At 63.1% G+C, this 17,605-nt stretch carries 15 protein-coding genes; 6 read left to right on the top strand and 9 right to left on the bottom strand.

Annotated elements, in window-relative coordinates:
- Positions 1-33 precede the first annotated feature (33 nt).
- Positions 34-657, bottom strand: coding sequence for a glutathione S-transferase family protein (locus VGE08_RS24580; protein ID WP_331070577.1), 624 nt, complete (start codon positions 655-657; stop codon positions 34-36).
- Positions 658-785: 128 nt separating this feature from the next.
- Here VGE08_RS24580 and VGE08_RS24575 point away from each other — a divergent pair, with 128 nt between their 5' ends.
- A complete protein-coding gene (locus VGE08_RS24575) occupies positions 786-1,145 on the top strand; it encodes a DUF1428 domain-containing protein (protein WP_331070576.1) in 360 nt (119 codons plus the stop codon).
- Positions 1,146-1,272: 127 nt separating this feature from the next.
- Here the strand turns inward: VGE08_RS24575 and VGE08_RS24570 are convergent, their stop codons facing one another.
- Positions 1,273-1,428 carry a hypothetical protein gene (locus VGE08_RS24570; RefSeq protein WP_331070575.1) on the bottom strand — a complete coding sequence of 52 codons (156 nt, stop codon included), beginning with the start codon at positions 1,426-1,428 and terminating at the stop codon, positions 1,273-1,275.
- Between the two features lie 217 nt (positions 1,429-1,645).
- The gene (gene pbpG / locus VGE08_RS24565; protein WP_331070574.1) at positions 1,646-2,527 is read right to left on the bottom strand and encodes a D-alanyl-D-alanine endopeptidase; all 882 of its coding nucleotides are present in this window, start codon (positions 2,525-2,527) and stop codon (positions 1,646-1,648) included.
- 190 nt (positions 2,528-2,717) lie between these two features.
- On the opposite strand from pbpG, the gene VGE08_RS24560 reads away from it, so the two are divergent.
- The 4 genes from VGE08_RS24560 to paaI all read left to right on the top strand — a co-directional run bounded on the left by VGE08_RS24560 (position 2,718) and on the right by paaI (position 9,563).
- Complete coding sequence (locus VGE08_RS24560; RefSeq protein ID WP_331070573.1) at positions 2,718-4,172, top strand: MATE family efflux transporter; 1,455 nt, start codon at positions 2,718-2,720, stop codon at positions 4,170-4,172.
- Positions 4,173-4,422: 250 nt separating this feature from the next.
- Complete coding sequence (locus VGE08_RS24555) at positions 4,423-5,817, top strand: efflux RND transporter periplasmic adaptor subunit (protein WP_331070572.1); 1,395 nt, start codon at positions 4,423-4,425, stop codon at positions 5,815-5,817.
- Between the two features lie 33 nt (positions 5,818-5,850).
- Positions 5,851-9,045, top strand: a complete 3,195-nt coding sequence (locus VGE08_RS24550; protein ID WP_331070571.1) for an efflux RND transporter permease subunit — start codon at positions 5,851-5,853, stop codon at positions 9,043-9,045.
- Positions 9,046-9,113: 68 nt separating this feature from the next.
- Positions 9,114-9,563, top strand: coding sequence for a hydroxyphenylacetyl-CoA thioesterase PaaI (paaI, locus tag VGE08_RS24545; RefSeq protein ID WP_331070570.1), 450 nt, complete (start codon positions 9,114-9,116; stop codon positions 9,561-9,563).
- A gap of 143 nt (positions 9,564-9,706) precedes the next feature.
- Here paaI and VGE08_RS24540 read toward each other — a convergent pair whose 3' ends face one another.
- Positions 9,707-10,315: an ACP phosphodiesterase gene (locus tag VGE08_RS24540; protein WP_331070569.1), complete on the bottom strand. Its 609-nt coding sequence runs from the start codon at positions 10,313-10,315 to the stop codon at positions 9,707-9,709.
- Between the two features lie 220 nt (positions 10,316-10,535).
- Here VGE08_RS24540 and VGE08_RS24535 point away from each other — a divergent pair, with 220 nt between their 5' ends.
- The gene (locus tag VGE08_RS24535) at positions 10,536-12,566 is read left to right on the top strand and encodes a DUF4394 domain-containing protein (RefSeq protein ID WP_331070568.1); all 2,031 of its coding nucleotides are present in this window, start codon (positions 10,536-10,538) and stop codon (positions 12,564-12,566) included.
- 65 nt (positions 12,567-12,631) lie between these two features.
- Here the strand turns inward: VGE08_RS24535 and VGE08_RS24530 are convergent, their stop codons facing one another.
- The 5 genes from VGE08_RS24530 to VGE08_RS24510 all read right to left on the bottom strand — a co-directional run bounded on the left by VGE08_RS24530 (position 12,632) and on the right by VGE08_RS24510 (position 17,592).
- On the bottom strand, positions 12,632-13,063 hold the full coding sequence (locus VGE08_RS24530) for a hypothetical protein (RefSeq protein ID WP_331070567.1): 432 nt from the start codon (positions 13,061-13,063) through the stop codon (positions 12,632-12,634).
- A gap of 137 nt (positions 13,064-13,200) precedes the next feature.
- On the bottom strand, positions 13,201-14,622 hold the full coding sequence (locus VGE08_RS24525; protein ID WP_331070566.1) for an ATP-binding protein: 1,422 nt from the start codon (positions 14,620-14,622) through the stop codon (positions 13,201-13,203).
- A complete protein-coding gene (locus VGE08_RS24520) occupies positions 14,619-15,338 on the bottom strand; it encodes a response regulator (RefSeq protein WP_331070565.1) in 720 nt (239 codons plus the stop codon). Before VGE08_RS24520 ends, VGE08_RS24525 begins: the two co-directional genes overlap by 4 nt.
- 123 nt (positions 15,339-15,461) lie before the next feature.
- Positions 15,462-17,324 carry a GGDEF domain-containing protein gene (locus VGE08_RS24515; protein ID WP_331070564.1) on the bottom strand — a complete coding sequence of 621 codons (1,863 nt, stop codon included), beginning with the start codon at positions 17,322-17,324 and terminating at the stop codon, positions 15,462-15,464.
- Positions 17,296-17,592: a hypothetical protein gene (locus VGE08_RS24510; protein ID WP_331070563.1), complete on the bottom strand. Its 297-nt coding sequence runs from the start codon at positions 17,590-17,592 to the stop codon at positions 17,296-17,298. The genes VGE08_RS24515 and VGE08_RS24510 overlap by 29 nt, the downstream gene beginning before the upstream one ends.
- Between the last annotated feature and the right edge of the window lie 13 nt (positions 17,593-17,605).

Below are 17,605 nucleotides of genomic sequence, written 5' to 3'. Positions count from 1 at the left end.
TCATCGGCACGCCGCTGGTGCGCGCGGCGGCGATCACGCCAGCTCTTTCATGTACTGCTCATTCTGAGCGACCGCGCGTTTGAACGCCGGCCGCTCAGCACAGCGAGCCACGTATTCCTGAAATGCCGGTCGCGGCTCGATGGCCTTGACCAGCATGCCCCAGGCGATCTCGGAGCCGACATAGACGTCGGCGGCGCTGAACTGCTCGCCGAGAATCCACTTGCCGGTCGACACCGCGTGCTCCAGTGCATGCAAGGTGTCTTCATAACTACCGTAGCCAAGTGCACCGGGACGATCGACCGGCGGACGCTTGAACAGGCGATCGACCAGGGCCGGCTCGACGCAGCCGGCACCAAAGAACAGCCAACGATAGTACGTGCCGCGCGCGGGCGACGTCGTCGCTGGCGCAAGATTGGCGGCAGGGAACGCGTCGGCGAGATATGCACAGATCGCGGCGGCTTCGGTCACCACGACATCACCATGCTTGATCGTGGGAATTTTTCCCATGGGATTGATGGCGAGGAACTGCGGCTTCTTGTGCTCGCCGCGATCGAAGCGCAGCAGCTCGGTCTGGTACGGAACGCCAACCTCTTCGAGCATCCAGTGCGCGATGCGGCCACGGCTCTGGGGATTGTGATAGAACACGATGTCGGCCATGACGGACTCCAGTGGGCGTAAGTGGCGCAGTTTAGCGCTGCGGCTCCCGGAGAACATCAGTGCGGACTGTCGGCCAGGCGGCCTTGCCTGCGTCTTCAGAACGAACGAACCACGACAGGAGAATCACCATGCCCCGCTATGCTGACGGATTCGTCATCGTGCTGCCCAAGAAGAACCTCAAGGCCTACCAGGCCATGTCCAAGAGGGCCGGCAAGATCTGGAAGGAATACGGCGCGCTGGAATACCTGGAATGTGCCGGCGACGATCTCAACACGAAGTACGGTACGTCCTTTCCGAAACTGGCCAAGGTCAAGCGCAACGAGACGGTGGTGTTTTCCTGGATTCTTTATAAGTCGCGTGCGCAGCGCGACAAGGTCAATGCCAGAGTCATGAAGGACCCGCGCCTCGCGGCCGAAATGAGCAGGCCCATGCCCTTCGAGATGAAACGCATGAGCCATGGCGGCTTCACCGCCATCGTCGATCTCTAGTTCTTCGAGGAATGGTTGCCGCCAGCGGCGGGGGCAAGATCCGGGCGGCGCCCGATCCTGCGAGTGGCGGGATCAGGCGCGAATGCCCGGATCTTTACACTTGGGGGAGCGCATGATCAGCGCTCCATCACTGCAGCTGCGTCACGCTCACGGTGTAGCCGAGGTGTTCCATCTTCTGCACGCCGTAAGCACCGAAGGCGAGCGAGATGGAGACGATGGCAACCGACAGCAACATGCAAACGGCGCGCTGGGTGGTCTGGGTGACAGTGCTGATGGCGTACATGACGTTCTCCTTTTGGGTCTTTGCTAGGGCCGCGTTGTCGCGGTGTTCGTAGCTTCTGACGCGAGCACTGCGAAAAGGGTTGCAGCGAGAATGGCGAAAATGCCCACTGCCGGCCAACGGCGGCAGGGCACCGGTGAATGCGGCGGAACAGGAGGAGAGCTGCGCGGCGCTGGCCAGTCGCATTACTGGCCAATACGCATCACTTAGATAGAAGTATCTATTTGCCGGCGCGAGCCATCTGCGTATCCGCGCCGCGTTCCATCCAGCGACGAATGCGACGGGCGTCGGCTACGCGCGTGAGCTTGCCGAACGAGTTCAGCAGCACGATGACAGTGGGACGATCCTGGATGATTGCCTTCATGACCAGGCATTGGCCGGCCAGTTGCGTGTAGCCGGTCTTCTGCACCGAGATGTCCCAGTCGTCCTTGGACGTGAGCGAATTGGTGTTGCGGAACTCCAGCATCTGGCGCCCCACCTTCACAGTCAGCTTCTCGCTGGTCGAGTACTTCTCGATCAGCGGTTCGTGCGAGGCGGCGATGACCAGCTTGACCAGGTCGGCGGCGGTCGAGACGTTGTCGCTGGACAGGCCGGTGGGATCGGCGAAGCGGGTGCTCTTCATGCCCAACTCCCGCGCCCTGACGTTCATCTGTTTGATGAATGCGGGCAGTCCGCCGGGGTGGGCGCGCCCTACGGCCTGAGCGGCGCGATTCTCGGAGGACATCAACGCGAGGTGCAGCAACTCGCCGCGCGTGAGCTTGCTACCGACTGCCAGGCGCGAGGCGGAAGCCTTGGTGCGCTCCCGGTCGACCGACAGGATGGTCAGTTCCTCATCCAGCGGCTCCTTGCTTTCGAGCACCACCAGGGCGGTCATCAGCTTGGTGATGGAGGCCACCGGCATGACCTTCTTGGACTGCTTTGCATACAGCACCGTGCCATCGCCTTCGTCCATGACCAGCACGGTGGCGGATTTGGTTTCGGGTTTGCCTGGGGGCGCGGGCTGGGACCACGCAGCGGTGGCGATCAGCGGGGCGATGAGGACGATGGAGGCGAGCAGGAAAGCGGGAACCGCGGACAGCAGGTTGCGCAGTCGGAGGGTCATTCGCATCGCCGGAATTGCGCCTTGCATCGTTGTTGGACTTGGGGCGCAAAGGTAACCCATTTGCAGCAGTTGCGAATGTGAGTTTTTCCCCTGTTTGCGTCGGTGGCCGCTCGCGGCAAAAAAATTGTGGATCTGTACAATCGCGCGCTTTCATCCGAGCACACTTCGCGCCGGTAATCAGGGCGCCGCCATGTCCACATCGCTCCCCGAACCCGAAGTCGGCCGCGCCCCGGAAGCTCACGCTGCCGGCGGCCACCCCGACTTGACCTTCTGGCAGGTCGTGCGCCTGTCATTGCAAGGTCAGCATCTGGATTACACGGCGGTGCCGTTGAACCGCGCCGTGCTGCTGCTGGCCGTGCCCATGGTCCTGGAAATGATCATGGAGTCGCTGTTCGCTGTCGTTGACGTGTTCTGGGTGTCGCGGCTCGGCTCGGAGGCGGTCGCGGTGGTCGGTCTCACCGAGTCGGTGATGACGCTCGTGTATGCCGTCGCGATCGGCATTTCGTTCGCGGCCACCGCCATCGTCGCGCGACGCATCGGCGAGAAGGATGCCGAGCGCGCCGCGCAGGCCGCGGGCCAGATCATCGTGCTCGGCGTGACGTGCTCCGCCGCGATGGGCGTGGCGATGAGTTACTTCGCGCCCGACATTCTCCGGCTCATGGGCGCCAGCGAAAGCGTCGTGTCGCTCGGCACCGACTTCGCTCGCCTGATGCTCGGCTGCAATGTGACGGTGTTCATGATCTTCCTGATCAACGCCGTCTTCCGCGGCGCGGGTGACGCGGTGCTGGCCATGCGCACGCTGTGGCTGGCGAACGCTTTGAATATCGTGCTCGGTCCCTTTTTCATTTTCGGCTGGGGACCGTTCCCGGAATTGGGCGTGACCGGCGCGGCGGTGGCGACCAACATCGGCCGCGGCGTGGGCGTGCTGTACCAGTTGTGGCATATGGCGGGTTATCACAGCCGTGTGCGAGTCCGGCCGCGCCACTTGACGCCCGTGTTCGCCGATCTGCGAGCAATCATGACGACCGCGAGCACCGGCATCGCGCAGCTGCTCATCGGCACCACCAGCTGGGTCGGCTTGTTCAAGATTCTCGCGGCGTTTGGTAGCACTGCGCTGGCTGGATACACGATTGCCATGCGAATCGTGATGTTCGCGCTGATGCCGGCTTGGGGCCTGGCGAACGCCGGCGCGACCCTGGTGGGACAGAACCTGGGCGCAGGCAAACCGGAGCGTGCCGAGGAGGCGATCCGGATCGCGAGCCGCTTCAATGTGTTGTTCCTGGGCGTGATCGGCTTGCTCTTCGTGTTGCTCGCCGACCCGATCGTGCGGCTGTTCACGAGCGACCTGCCGGTACTCGAGCACGGTATTCGCTCGCTGTGGATCATCAGCCTGGCGTTTCCCTTGTATGCCTATGGCATGTGCCTGGAAGCGGCCTTCAATGGCGCCGGCGACACCTGGACACCCACCCGGCTGAATTTCTTCTGCTTCTGGCTGCTGCAGATTCCACTGGCCTGGCTGCTGGCGGAATTCTTCCGACTCGGCCCGCTGGGGGTGTTCATTGCGGTGCCGGTGGGCTTTTCCGCCCTGGCCGTGTGGAGCGCGGCATTGTTCCGGCGGGGGCGCTGGAAGCAGCAGCAGGTGTAGCCGGGGCAACACCTGAATCTGTAGCGAGCATTGCGCGAGCACATTCGGTTTCAGCAGGGACGCTGCCTCAGTAGGGACTCTGTCTCAGAAAGATTTTTTCTCGGCCTGTAACCTTTTGCGGTTTCGCCCCGTCCAACCAGGAACCGCGCTCATGGACCGTTCGGTCAATGGGTGCAACTCCAGGGCCGGTGCGGTGTTCTCAAACCAAACCTGGCCGCCGGCTACAGGACACCCCGGTGTGGAAACAGCAATGAAAAGCAGTGCAAATCAACCTTCGGCGCGTTATGAAACCATGGAGCGGACGCAGCCTGCGGACGCGGCGCTGGAAGAATTTTCCTCGCGTGAGACTCATTCCGCCGCGGTGACGCCGTTTCCAGGGCGATCTGCGGAATTTCGGCACGCGGCAACGGTCGAGGAAGTGGCGCCTCTGGCGGCGCACGGAACCGAGGGACTGGCGGTGGGACAGAACGAGGGCGGTGCATTCACGCCGATCAATCCGAAGAAGGCAGGCATCGTTCTCGCCGTGATCGTCGCAATCGGTGTTGTCGCATGGCTTGCTACTCGCGCATCGGCGACACCGCCGGCTGCTGCTGCGCCTGCGGCCAATGCGGCGCCGGTCGAGCTGGCGGCGGTGGATGTTGCGACCGTCGAAGCTCGTGTGCTGTCGCGTGCGTTGCCGTTGTCCGGTTCCATCGCGCCGTTCGTGCAGGCCACGTTGAAATCCAAAGTCGGCGGTGAAGTCGAGCAGCTGCGGCTGCGTGAAGGCCAGGACGTTCGCGAAGGAGAAGTGATCGCCCGTGTCGACACCCGCAACCTGCAGGCTCAATACGATCGTGAAGTGGCGGCCGTGGAAAAGGCGCGTGCCGATCTCGATCTGGCGCGTTTGAATCGTGACAAGAACCGCACCCTGCTGGAACAGAAGTTCATTTCGCAGAACACGTTCGAGCAGACTGAGAGCGCCTACGCCGGCAGCCTCGCCAGCTTCAGACTCGCCGAGGCGGAAGCCCGTGTTGCCAAGATCAATCTCGACGATGCCGTCATCCGTGCGCCGTTCTCCGGCACCATCGCCAAGCGGCTGGTGCAGCCGGGCGAGAAAGTGTCGCCCGACTCGGCGATCGTGACGCTGGTCGATTTGAAACAAATGGTGCTGGAAGCGGCGGTGCCCGCGGCCGAGATTCCGGCGGTGCGCGTCGGGCAGAAAGTGCGCTTCCGCGTCGGTGGCTTCGGCGACCGAGTCTTCGAAGGCGAGGTGCAGCGGATCAATCCGGTGACGGCCGACAACTCGCGCGCCATCACTATTTATATCTCCGTTCCCAATGCGGACACCGCGCTCAAGGGCGGCATGTTCGCGCAAGGCGAGCTCATGCTGAGCTCGACGCAGCCGGTGCTCGCGGTTGCTCAGCGCGCGGTGCGGGAAGAGGCAGGCGCTTCTTATGTGTACGTGCTGCGCGACGACAAGATCGTGCGCACGCCGGTGAAGCTCGGGCCGCGCAATAAGGGCGAAGCGTTCGTCGAAGTTCGCGACGGCCTGCGCGCCGGCGACCGAGTCGTCGTTGCCGATATCGGCGACGACAAGGGTGGGGCGGTGGCTCGCATTCGCACCTCGGAAGCGACCGCTACCGCGGTTGAAGTCGCCAGCAACTAATCGTCTGCCTTCACGGATCGGACCCCTACTTCCATGTGGATTACTCGCACCAGCATCAACCAGCCCGTCTTCGCGACGATGGTCATGCTGGCATTGGTGGTGCTCGGCATCTATTCGTACCGCCTGCTGCCGGTGGAGCAGATGCCGGAGATCGCGATTCCCCAGGCGTACGTCACGGTTGGGTATCCCGGCGCGTCGCCCGAAGCCATCGAGAACGACGTCATCAAGCCGCTGGAGAGCGTCATCAATGGCGTGGATGGCGTTCGAAGCATTTACGCCACGGCGCGCGAGGGCAATGCTTTTCTGATGATCGACTTCCGGACGGATGTCGATGTCGTCGCGGCGACCCAGGAAGTGCGTGACAAGGTTGCGCAGATTCGTTCCTCACTGCCGGAAGATGTGCGCGAACCAACGATCTCGCGCGCGAGTAACGACAGTTCCACCGAGCCCGTGGTCAGCCTGGTCGTGTATTCGACCACTCGCAGCCTGCGCGAAGTTTCGACCATCACCGATCAGCAGATCGTGAAGCGCCTGCAGAACGCATACGGCGTCGGCAACGTGTCGGTCGGCGGTGCCGTCGAACGGCAGGTGCAGATATTCCTGCGGCCGGAGCAGTTGCAGAGTTTCCGCGTCGGCGTCGATCAAGTGGTCGAGGCGGTGCGTGCAGCGAATCAGGATCTGCCGGCCGGCAGCATTTCACGCGGCGCCCAGGAACAGCTGGTGCGCGTCGAAGGCAAGATGAAAGACCCGCGCGACTTCGAGCGCATCATCGTTGCCAACCAGGGCGGTGCACCGGTCTATCTCCATCAGGTCGCGGACATCGTCGACGGCGAGGCCGAAGAGCAATCGATTTCGCGCGTCAACGGCATGCGGTCGGTCTCGCTGGACGTGTACAAAGTCCAGCAGGCCAACATGGTCGAGGTGGGCAAGGGGGTTGACGAAGCCGTCGCCGATCTCACTGCCCGGTTGCCTTCCGATATCGTCATCCGCACCGTGTGGTCGGACGCCAGGTTCATCGAAGGCTCGCTGGACCGGGTCAAGGAAACCATCATCGAAGGCGCCTTCCTGACCATCCTGATCGTGTTCCTGTTCCTGCATTCGTGGCGCTCCACCATCATCACCGGACTCACCCTGCCGATCTCGGTGATCGCGTCGTTCACGGCCTTGCATGCATTCGGCTTCACGCTGAACTTCATGACCTTGATGGCGCTGTCGTTGTGCATCGGTCTGCTGATCGACGACGCCATCGTGGTGCGCGAGAACATCGTGCGGCACGCGGACATGGGCAAGGATCATCGGACCGCGGCGCTGGAAGGCACCAGCGAAATCGGCCTGGCGGTGATGGCCACGACCTTCGCCATCCTGGCGGTGTTCATTCCGGTGGCCTTCATGGAGGGCATCATCGGCAAGTTCTTCCAGCCGTTCGGGTTGACCGTGGCGGTCGCGGTGCTGGTGTCCTTGTTCGTGAGCTTCACGCTCGATCCGATGCTGTCGTCGCTGTGGCCGGACCCGAGTGAAGGTCGCTTCCGTCGCGTGCCCTGGCTCGGCAAAGTGATGGAGCGGGTCGAGAGCGTCATCGAATATGCGCACCGTGTTTACGACAAGCTGTTGCGTTGGGCGTTGAGCGGCCATCGTTACGGGCTGTCGCGTCGCGTCAGCTTGAGCCCGCGCGCGTTGCTGTTGATCCTCGCCGCCGTTTCGTTCTTCGGCAGTTTCGTGATCGTGCCGCTGGTGGGCACGGAGTTCGTGCCGGAACAGGACGAGGGCATCATGTTCATTCGCATGAACACGCCCATCGGCTCCAGCCTGGAGTACACCGATGCCAAGATCGCCGATGCCGAGGCGGCGATTCGTGAGATCGAGGGCGTCGACAGCATCATCACCACGGTCGGCACCGATGAAGGCCGCAACTACGCGCGCGTGCGTGTGCTGCTGAAGGATAAGGAGCTTTTCGACCGGCCGTCCCAGAAAGAGATCGAGAAACAGATCCGCACGCGCCTGTCGAGCATGGCGGGCCTGCGCCTGACCGTGCAGGGGCAGAATCAGCCGGTGGTGATCTCCATTCTCGGCCCCGAGAATGCCAAGCTCACCGAGCTGTCGCAGGAACTGATGGCGCGCCTGTCGAAGATACCCGGCATCGCCGACCTGGAGAGCAGCGAGCGCGGCGCCAATCCCACCGTCGCGGTGCGCATCAAGAACGAGCTGGCCAGCGATCTGGGCCTGACCACCGCGGCCATCGGCAATGCGTTGCGGCCGTTGATCGCGGGCGATCACATCAGCACCTGGGTGGGCCCGGACGGCCAGGACTATGACGTGATCGTGCAGTTGCCCAAACAGCGGCGCGAGATCGTTGCCGACCTCGCCGATCTCTATGTGAGCAGCACGCGCACGGATGCGAACGGCAATCCGTTGCTGGTGCCGATCCGGCAAGTGGCCGACTTCGTCGAAACGACCAGTCCGCAGCAGATCAAGCGTCTCAACCTGCAACGGCGCATCACGATCTACGCCAACGCCCAGGGCCGTCCGTCGGGCGACGTGGGCACCGACGCGGAAAACATCGTGAAGGCCATGCAGTTGCCGCCCGGATATCGCTTCGACGTGAGCGGTGCGCAACAGGAAATGAACGAAACGTCCGCCGCTGCGGGCGCCGCGCTCGGCCTCGCCGTGATCTTCATCTATTTCGTGCTGGCGTCGCAGTTCGGCAGCTTCCTGCAGCCCATCGCCATCATGGTGTCGTTGCCGCTGTCCTTGATCGGCGTGTTGCTGGCGCTGGCGCTCACCGGCACGACCCTCAACATCTTCTCCATCATCGGCTTCATCATGCTGATGGGCCTGGTGACCAAGAACGCCATCCTGCTGGTGGACTTCACCAATCAAGCGATACGCGCGGGACGGCCGTTGCGTGAAGCGATCCTGGAAGCGGGACAGGTGCGCTTGCGCCCGATCCTGATGACCACGCTCGCGATGATCTTCGGCATGTTGCCGATGGCCATTGGTGTGGGCGCCGGCGGCGAGATGCTCGCGCCGATGGGGCGCGCGGTGATTGGCGGCGTGATCACGTCTTCGCTACTGACTCTGCTGATCGTGCCGGTGCTGTATACCTACATTTACGGCTTCACCCGGCGCGTCAAGGCTTACTGGCATCGCGGCCACGCTGGGGAAGCGAGCACTCCAGTTGTCGAGCCAGTCGTGCAGCCTGCGGAGCCTGTCACGCCTCGCACGACATGACACAGTAGCGATTGAGTTGCGGGAATTTGTGTGTCATTTTACGGCACCTCGTTTTCGTGGAGCCGTGCGTGTCCGCCGATGCCGCTCAATCCTTAGCCGAACGTTCCGCCGCCGCGATGTACGCCACCGATCGTGCAGTGCAGGCGCTTGGCATTCGCATCGTCGAAGTCCGTCCGGGCTACGCCAGGGCCGCGATGCGAGTGCGCGAGGACATGCTCAATGGGCACTGCGTCTGTCATGGCGGAATGATTTTCTCCCTGGCCGACACTACATTCGCATACTCGTGCAACTCGCATGGCGGCGCGTTTGTGGCAGCGGCGGCATCGATCGATTTCCTCGCGCCGGGACAGGCGGGTGATGAGTTGACGGCCGAAGCCGTCGAGCGCTGGCGGTCCAAACGCAACGGCGTCTATGAAGTCACGGTCGTCAACCAGCGTGGCGAGACCGTTGCTCTGTTTCGCGGCCGTTCGCATCAGGTGCGTGAGCCCGCCGCGGCATCTGTCGAAACGCGCCGCTGAAGTCTCGCAGACTCCCGGCAACTCGTTCGGTTGTTCGGTTCGATCGATTGCGCTGCAGTAGCAGGCGCGCCCGTTCGCTTGTGTCACCGCGCGGCTAATGTACGCGGCTTCCGCGCTGCCTATTGCTCGAACAACGGCGCCGGTCAGGTCGACGGTCGCGGCGCAATTCGCTCCGCAGCCGCGGCAGCTTGTAGCTGTGGGAAGAACTCGACGAAGTCGGCTTCGAAGCCGGCCTGGTGTGCGACCAGATCGGCGACGCCGTTTTCGAGGGCAAACTCCCGCCGCCAACGCGACGACAGATAGGCGGACAGGCGGCGCAGCGAGCGTTCGACTCCCTCGACGCGGCGATACGACCCCAGCAGATCGTGACGAATGATGCGATCGAGCGTGACGCGCGCCGAGGTTGGCAGCTCGATGTGCCTCGCTTCGATGTCCGCGTAGAACTTCGCGGTGAAGGCGTCGAGCACGATGGGGGAATATCTATCCCAGTTGATGGCGAGCAGGTGATCGTAGAAGACATCCACCAGCACACCGCTGAAGCGGCGGAACTCGGTGCTCACTCGCGCGCGGCTGCGCCTCACCAGCGGATGAGCATCGGTGAATGCGTCGATCTGCTTGTGCTTCTGCACGCCACGTTGAAAGCCCGCGCTCATGCGGCGCAGCTCGTCCCCTCTGACGATGTCGGCCAGCAGGTTGCCGAGGCGATATTCGACGTCCGGCTCGGACAGGAACACATGGGCCAGCCAATTCAAGAGATTTCCTTGCGGTGCATGCTCGGCAATTTAGCGTAGCGCCAGCGACGCGTCGAGGCGGATGTCGCCCACACGAGACACTGCATTCCGCGACATTCTGCATCCGCGCGCGACACTGTTTCGAATAATGGTGCAGATCCGTCCGTGAGCTGAACGGTAACGGAGCAGGACGCTTGCGCTCCAGCGCGGCACGTTCGCTGCAACCAAGAAAGGGATTCCCATGAGAGTGATGAGGCTGGGCTCGACCGCGCTATTGATCTGCGCGTCCTTCATTTTGCTGAGCGCCTGTGGCGACAACGGTAATGACGAATCGCGTCGACCACGCATCATGTCTCCAGATTCGGCGCTGCCGCCAGCGGCGCTGAGTGTTCCTTACAGTGTGACATTCATTTCCGCGGGAACCAATGTCATGTGGAGCGTCTCGGCTGGCATGTTGCCACCCGGATTGATGCTCGATGCGACCAGCGGCGTGTACTCGGGCACGGCGACCACGACCGGCTCGTACGCATTCACGGTTACGGCGAGCAATGATTTCGGCAGCGACAGCCGAGACTACACACAAACCGTGACTGTGCCCGCTTCCGACAGCAATGCACTGTTGTCGAACAACATGCTCGCGGCATTCCCGGCCGCGTTTCCTGCCGGTTTCGAGCCGGCCACACCCATCACTGGCGTGGACCCGGCCGAGACGCTGGTCAGCATAGACCGCCGGCCACAGAACGGCTTTCTATACGGTCTGGGTTACAACCCCACGCGCGGCACGGTCCGACTCTACAACATTTCCGCCGCCACCTCGCTCGCGACCCCGGTCGGTACAACCGGCAACTTCGTGGCAGAGGATGGCACCACGGCGGTGCGTATCGGCGTGGATGCGACGACCACATTCGGTATCGATTTCAATCCGACCGTCGATCGCATTCGCGTGGTGAACAGCGCCGGCCAGAACTTCCGCATGGATCCGAACACTGGCGCGCTGGTGGACGGCAATCCGACGGCGCCGGGTGTGAACATGGATGGCGGCATCAATGGACCCACGACGTCTGTGCAGGAAACGGCATATACGAACAGCGTGCCGAGCACGACCGTGACGACGCAATACACCGTCGACCAGACCATCGACTCGCTTTGTATCCAGAACCCGCCGAACGCCGGCACGCAGACGATGTGCATGCCGCTGTCGGTGCCGGTGGAAACGGTGCAGGGCTTCGACATCCCGCCAACCGTGACGGTTGCGACCTCCAACACTGCAGCTACAGGGTTGGGTACCGCAGTGGTACGCGCTACGGGTCGCACGCAGGACGAGTTGGTCAACATCAATCTGGCGACCGGCGCGGTGACGACGTTTGGTCCGCTCAGCACCACCGGTATCATCGGTATCGCGCTCCAGCAGCCGGCGGCAATGCCGGTGCTCGCACTATCTGCCGATGGCACGCAGTTGTTCCGTTTCGTGAGTAACGCGTTGGGCTCGCCGGCCACTTTGTCCATCGGCGGCGTTACCGCAGGAGAAACATTGGTCGGTATCGATTTCCGGCCGCAGACCGGTCAGCTGTATGCGTTCGGTGTGAACGACATGGCCGATAACGGTACGGTCTACATCATCGACCCGCAGTCGGGTGTGGCGAGCGTCGTGGGTGCCGCGGGCCTGGTGAGATTCGTGACAACGACCGGTGTGCCCGTCGATTTTCCGCCGGCCAGCGTCGGCTATGGCTTTGACTTCAATCCCGCCGTGGATCGCATTCGCGTGGTGACTGCTACGGGCCTGAACTTCAGGCTCAATCCGATCACCGGCGGTCCGGTCGACAGCAATGCGCCCAATCTGGATGACGGCATCAATCCGGACGGTTCGATCAACGGCCAGCCCGCCGGTTCGACCGGCGTCACTGCTGCCGCTTACACCAACAGTTTCGGCCAGCCCACTGGCGGTGCAACCACGCAGTATGTGATCGACGCGGACAGCGACACGCTGTTCATCCAGAACCCGCCAAACAATGGCACGCTCACGATGCCGCAGCTCATTACCTTGAACGGCAACCGGTTGGACTTCAGCGAAGCGAATGGCTTCGATATTCCTGCGACGGTGCGCGTCACTACTTCCGCATCGCCCGCTACCGGCCTGGGTTTTGCGGCACTGACCGTAGGCTCGTCCACGAGGTTGTATTCGATCGATCTGAGCAATGGCCGCGCCACCGACCTGGGGGCGTTGCCGGCCGCGGTCAGCGGCTTGACGGTGGGTCAGACGACGATTCGTTGAGGTTCGAGCGGCGGTGGCACTGGTCCACCGCCGCTGCAGGCTCCGTCAGCGCAAACCAGTGAGGATCAGTTGGCCGAGCTGTCGTGCCGCGACTCGCCATCGCCACGGCCGTGACGGCGCTTGAAGTGACGGCCGGCGCCAGGGCCGCGCTCGCGCAGCGCCTCGAATTTCTTCATCTGCGTCTCGTTCAGGACGCCGCTCAACTTGGTGTTCAGCTCCTGCTTGCCCTGTTCGTGCATGGCCTTCATCTCTTCGCGCGAAGGACGCGTGCCCGACGCCTTGGCGGCTTCGAATTGCGCGCGCCGCTGCTCGTGATGTGCCTTGAGGATCTTTTCGACCTCGGTCTTCTGATAGGCGTCCAGGTCCAGCAGCAACGCCATGCGGTCCATGTTCGGGCCGCGCGTACCGTGGTAGGGCGCATTCGGCGCGGTGTCGGCGGCGAGGGCCACGCCGCTGGCAAGCCAGGCGATCGCAAGCAGGGTGACTTTAGTCTTCATCGCGGGTCTCTCCGTTAGGGGTGAAGCGTGTCCGCTTGGGAAAGTCTCCTGGAGGACACGCTTCCAGAATAGGCCTGCCGGGGTGCCGTCGCGGTAAGCAATCGTTACCAACTGTAATAGCAGGAATAGCCGCAGAATCAGCGGCTTACGGATTCGCGCGGCAGTACGAGCCGGGCTTCCAGACCGCCGCCCGGGCGATTGTGAAGAGAGATCGAGCCGCCATGCGCCTGGGCGATGTCGCGGGCGATGCTCAAGCCGAGGCCGGTGCCGCCGGTATCCCGATTGCGCGATTGCTCGAGCCGAAAGAACGGCTCGAAGACCTTTTCCAGCATGTCGTCCGGAATGCCGGGACCTTCGTCGTACACGTGCACGATCAGTTGCGCGCCGTCTTCGATGTGAACCGTGGCTCGTTGGCCGTGACGAATCGCGTTCTGCACCAGGTTGCCCAGGCAACGCTTGAGTGCCAGCGGCTTGGCGAGGTAAGGCGCTCGGGCCGAGCCGACGATGCTGACCTCGCCGCCCAGCTCCGCCTGCTGTCTCTGCAGTTCCAAGGCCAGTGCATCGATATCGACGGGCACGGCCGCCTCTTCATCATTCAAGCCGCGGAACACGCCGAGCGCGCCGCGAACCATGTTCGACATCTCGTCCAGGTCTTCGGCGCAACGTTGACGCAACTCGTCGTCGTCGATGGACTCTACTCGCAGTCGCAGCCGTGTGAGTGGCGTGCGCAAGTCGTGTGACATCGCGGCCAGCACTTGGGTGCGGCTGTCCAGATAGCGACGCATGCGTTCCTGCATGGCATTGAAAGCCCGCGTCGCGCGACGAATCTCGCGTGCCCCGGTTTCCTGCAAAGGCGTGGTGGTCGCACCTCGACCCACTGCATCGGCTGCGCGAGCGAGCTCTTTGAGAGGACGCGTGATGGTGCGCGTCATTGCATACAACACGATGCCCAACGCGAGGGCGAGAATGCCCAGCTCCCAGAAGATCACGCGTGGCAGGCCAGGGCCGGCGCGCGGCGCGACGGCTCGAAACACGGCTTGATCGCCGTCCGGCAGAGTTACTGTCACATCGAAGACGCGCTCGAAGCGTCGTATCACATGGCCGCCACTGGCCGGGTCGCCGCCATGCGGAGGGCGGAACTGCCGCTGGTACAAAGGAATGACTTCACCGCGCCGAAAGCGCGGCGGGCTGGTTGTGACTTTGTAGCCCGGGCCCAGCTGACGTTCCAGATGTGCAGCGAATGCTCTTTCCAGCGCCGCCTGCCGTTCGCTCCGGACTCGCGCCGTCGGCGGGCGAACATCGTCGGGCGACAGGCGCTGCTCGCGAAGTTTGGTACGAGCATCGCTGCGTTGCTCGCGCGGCAAGCTCGCCAGGTATTCGCTGGTCTCGGCGATGATATGGGCCGAGGTGCCGGCACCACTGTCCAGCAGCGCAAGCTCCCGGCGTTCGCGCACGATCAGCAGAACGAACACCAGCAGCATGGCGCCGATCACAGCCACCGTCGCCGTGAACAGGCGTCCGAACAAGGTGTCTGGCCACAGCGAGCGTGCTGCCATCATTCCTGCTCGACGGGCACGCCCATCACGTAACCTTCGCCGTACACCGTCTTGATGATCTTCGGCGAGCGCGCGTCATCCCGCAGCACCTGGCGCAGACGGCTGATTCGCACGTCCACGCTACGATCGAACGGATCGATATCGCGACCACGCAACAGCTCCATCAACTGCGAGCGTGACAACACTCGCGTTGGATGTGCCAGCAGGATCGAGAGCAAGCGAAACTCCGCGCCGCTCAAGGCATGTTGCGAGCCGTCCGCGTGCGTCAAGGAGCGCGAGGTGGTGTCCAGCTGCCAATCGCCGAAGCGGTAATTCGTTGCCAGGCTTTGCGCCGGGTCGCGTGGCATGTGCGCCGTCCGGCGCAGGATTGCTTTGATCCGGCCCACCAGCTCGCGCGGGCTGAAGGGTTTGGAAAGATAGTCGTCGGCGCCGACTTCCAGGCCCACCACCCGGTCGATCTCCTCACCCAACGCTGTGAGCATGATGATGGGAATCTGCGAATGCGCGCGCAGCTCGCGCGTCAGCTTCAAGCCGTCTTCGCCCGGCAGCATCAGGTCGAGCACGATCAGATCGAAATGCGATTGCTCCAGCGCGCGGCGCATGGCCTTGCCATCCGGGACCGCGGTGGCGCGAAAGCCGTTCTTCTGCAGGTAGTCGCCCAGCAGCGTGCGGATTTCTCGATCGTCGTCGACGATCAGGATGTGGCGGGAGTCGGTCATGGGATCACGTCAGCTCTACGATCCGCATCATGACCAACCGTCGCGGATCGTGCCAAGCGAGATTGTAACCAACTGTTGCGCCGGCGCGAGGCGTCACAGTGCGTAACTATTGCGAGTGCGCTCTCAGGCGCGACCGGCGCTCAGGACGTCGTCAACGTCGATCTCTGAATTCTCCCGGCTCGCCGCGCCGCCTGCGAAAGGCAGCACGCGGTCGCGACCGGCGGCTTTGGCGCGATACAGGGCGGCATCGGCATGCGCCATCAACTGCCGCAGCTCGTAGCCCGAGATTTCGGTCGACGTGACGCCAAAGCTGCCGGACACCGGGCAGCGTTCGCCCTGGTACTCGGGCTGGATGGCGCTCAACGCCTGGCGCAGTTGCTCGGCGCGTTCCATCGCATCTGTCAGGCCGCATCCCGGCAGCACGATGCCGAACTCTTCGCCGCCGACTCGTCCAAAGATATCGCTGATGCGCAGATGCGCCTGGCACGCGATTACCGCCTGACGCAGCACATGATCGCCGGCCGCGTGACCGTAGCGATCGTTGATGGATTTGAAGTGGTCCAGGTCGCACAGCACGACGCTGGCCTGCTGCTGCGATTTGCGCGCGGTTTCCAGAACCGCCTCGGCGAGCTCGAGAAAGCGCGGCCGATTGGCGATGCCGGTCAGGCTGTCTACTTGCGACAGCTTCATGAAATACAGCTGCGAACGCTTGGTGCGATAGGCCCAGAGCGCGATGAACACGAGCACCAGCATCAGCAGCGCGATATAGAGCCGGCTGGTCTCGGCAGCTTTGCTGTCCAGCTTGCGCTGCAATTGCAGCAGCTTGTTTTCCTGGTTGAGCGCGTCCAGTTGCGACTTGGTGGACAAGGTGTTCGACTTGACGCGCTCATAGGCCAGCTGGCGCGCCGTCACGTCGTCCAGATACGCCTTGTCCGCGGCGGCGGATTTTTTGAGATAGGCGAGCGCGTCGCCGATGGCGCCCTGTTTCTCGGATTCTTCATAGAGCACGCGGTAGGCGGCGACCAGCGGCTGCGTGAATTGATCCTTCACGCTGTGCTCGACCGAACGCAACGCCATCTGTTGCGCGGAGGCAGTCGAACCGCGGCGTTGATAAGCCGTCGCCATCAGCGATTCCCATTCGGAAATACCGCGCGGATAGCGCGATCGTTCGACTTCGGGGTAGTGGCGCTCGAGCACGACAATCGCATCGTCGAGGCGGCGTTCTCTGAGCAGCAAGCGTACCAGCGTGGTGCGAATGGCATTTGCCGCCAGCGACTCGCCTTGCTGCAGACAGGCATTGATGCTGTTCTGGAGATCGGGGTGGTCGGCCTTGATGCGCTTGGTCTTGCATAGCGCGTCGAGGCGGATCTGCTGGCCGCGGCACACACCGCGGCCGCTGGCATTTTCCTTGATCACCTGCTCGGCGTATTGCAGCCCCAGGTCGTACTCGCCGACCAGTACATAGAGATCGGCGGCCACCGACAGGCCCTGCAGGCGGGCATCGTTGTCCGTGACCTCGGGCAGCCTGCTCAACAGCTTGTTGAGTTGCAGGAATGCGGCTTCGTATTGAGCCGACAGCGCGCGCACGTTGGTCGCAGTCGAGCCGGCTCGGAACTGCAGCGTCGGATTGCTCGAATTATCGACAATGGATTCCAGCAACGGGATGGCTGCGCCGTAGTTGCCGGCGTAGGCGTGCCGCCAGCCCTGCAGATATTGGAGATGCTCGCGCTGATGCAGGGAGAGTTGTTCCTGCTGCTCGTGCAAGCCATCGAGCAGGCGCACGAACTCGCCGGGGTTGACGCTCTTGATGGCGTCGGCCCGTCGCAGCAGGTCGGCGAAATCGTCCGGGCCGGCCGCCAGCGCCGGCGCGTTCACCAGGCAGGCGGCCCACAGACACAAACGAGCGACTCCGCCCAGCGCCCAGCGCCGGACGGAATCGATGTCGATCGCTTTGTTCTCAGCCCGCGCGGGCGATGCGTTCGGCATGGGGCTGCGTCGACAGGGCCAGGCTCTTGTCATCGTCCGGCTGGTGCTCGTCAGGCTCGTCGTCCTGCGGCGCGTGGATGAGACAGCAGACATTGCTTGGCGCACCGATCAGCTGCTCGAGCTGGCGGGGGCGCTGTTGCACGATGGCTGCCTGCACCGCCGGGTCGAGGCCGGCCTGTGACAACTCTTGCGCCAACTGCTCGCCGCTGAGCGCCTGCAGGCGCGAGCTCTGGCCGATCTTCTCCAACAGATCCACGACATTGGACACGATAATCTCCTCC

The organism is Steroidobacter sp. (genome assembly GCF_036406195.1).
GTDB lineage: Bacteria > Pseudomonadota > Gammaproteobacteria > Steroidobacterales > Steroidobacteraceae > Steroidobacter.
This window is presented reverse-complemented; position numbering and strand designations above follow the sequence as displayed.

Bases quoted from the DNA above. Each gene is read 5' to 3' on its own strand.
- VGE08_RS24580 (WP_331070577.1), bottom strand. From the start codon at position 657: ATGGCCGACATCGTGTTCTATCACAATCCCCAGAGCCGTGGCCGCATC.
- VGE08_RS24575 (WP_331070576.1), top strand. From the start codon at position 786: ATGCCCCGCTATGCTGACGGATTCGTCATCGTGCTGCCCAAGAAGAAC.
- VGE08_RS24570 (WP_331070575.1), bottom strand. From the start codon at position 1,428: ATGTACGCCATCAGCACTGTCACCCAGACCACCCAGCGCGCCGTTTGC.
- pbpG (WP_331070574.1), bottom strand. From the start codon at position 2,527: ATGACCCTCCGACTGCGCAACCTGCTGTCCGCGGTTCCCGCTTTCCTG.
- VGE08_RS24560 (WP_331070573.1), top strand. From the start codon at position 2,718: ATGTCCACATCGCTCCCCGAACCCGAAGTCGGCCGCGCCCCGGAAGCT.
- VGE08_RS24555 (WP_331070572.1), top strand. From the start codon at position 4,423: ATGAAAAGCAGTGCAAATCAACCTTCGGCGCGTTATGAAACCATGGAG.
- VGE08_RS24550 (WP_331070571.1), top strand. From the start codon at position 5,851: ATGTGGATTACTCGCACCAGCATCAACCAGCCCGTCTTCGCGACGATG.
- VGE08_RS24535 (WP_331070568.1), top strand. From the start codon at position 10,536: ATGAGAGTGATGAGGCTGGGCTCGACCGCGCTATTGATCTGCGCGTCC.
- VGE08_RS24530 (WP_331070567.1), bottom strand. From the start codon at position 13,063: ATGAAGACTAAAGTCACCCTGCTTGCGATCGCCTGGCTTGCCAGCGGC.
- VGE08_RS24525 (WP_331070566.1), bottom strand. From the start codon at position 14,622: ATGATGGCAGCACGCTCGCTGTGGCCAGACACCTTGTTCGGACGCCTG.
- VGE08_RS24520 (WP_331070565.1), bottom strand. From the start codon at position 15,338: ATGACCGACTCCCGCCACATCCTGATCGTCGACGACGATCGAGAAATC.
- VGE08_RS24515 (WP_331070564.1), bottom strand. From the start codon at position 17,324: ATGCCGAACGCATCGCCCGCGCGGGCTGAGAACAAAGCGATCGACATC.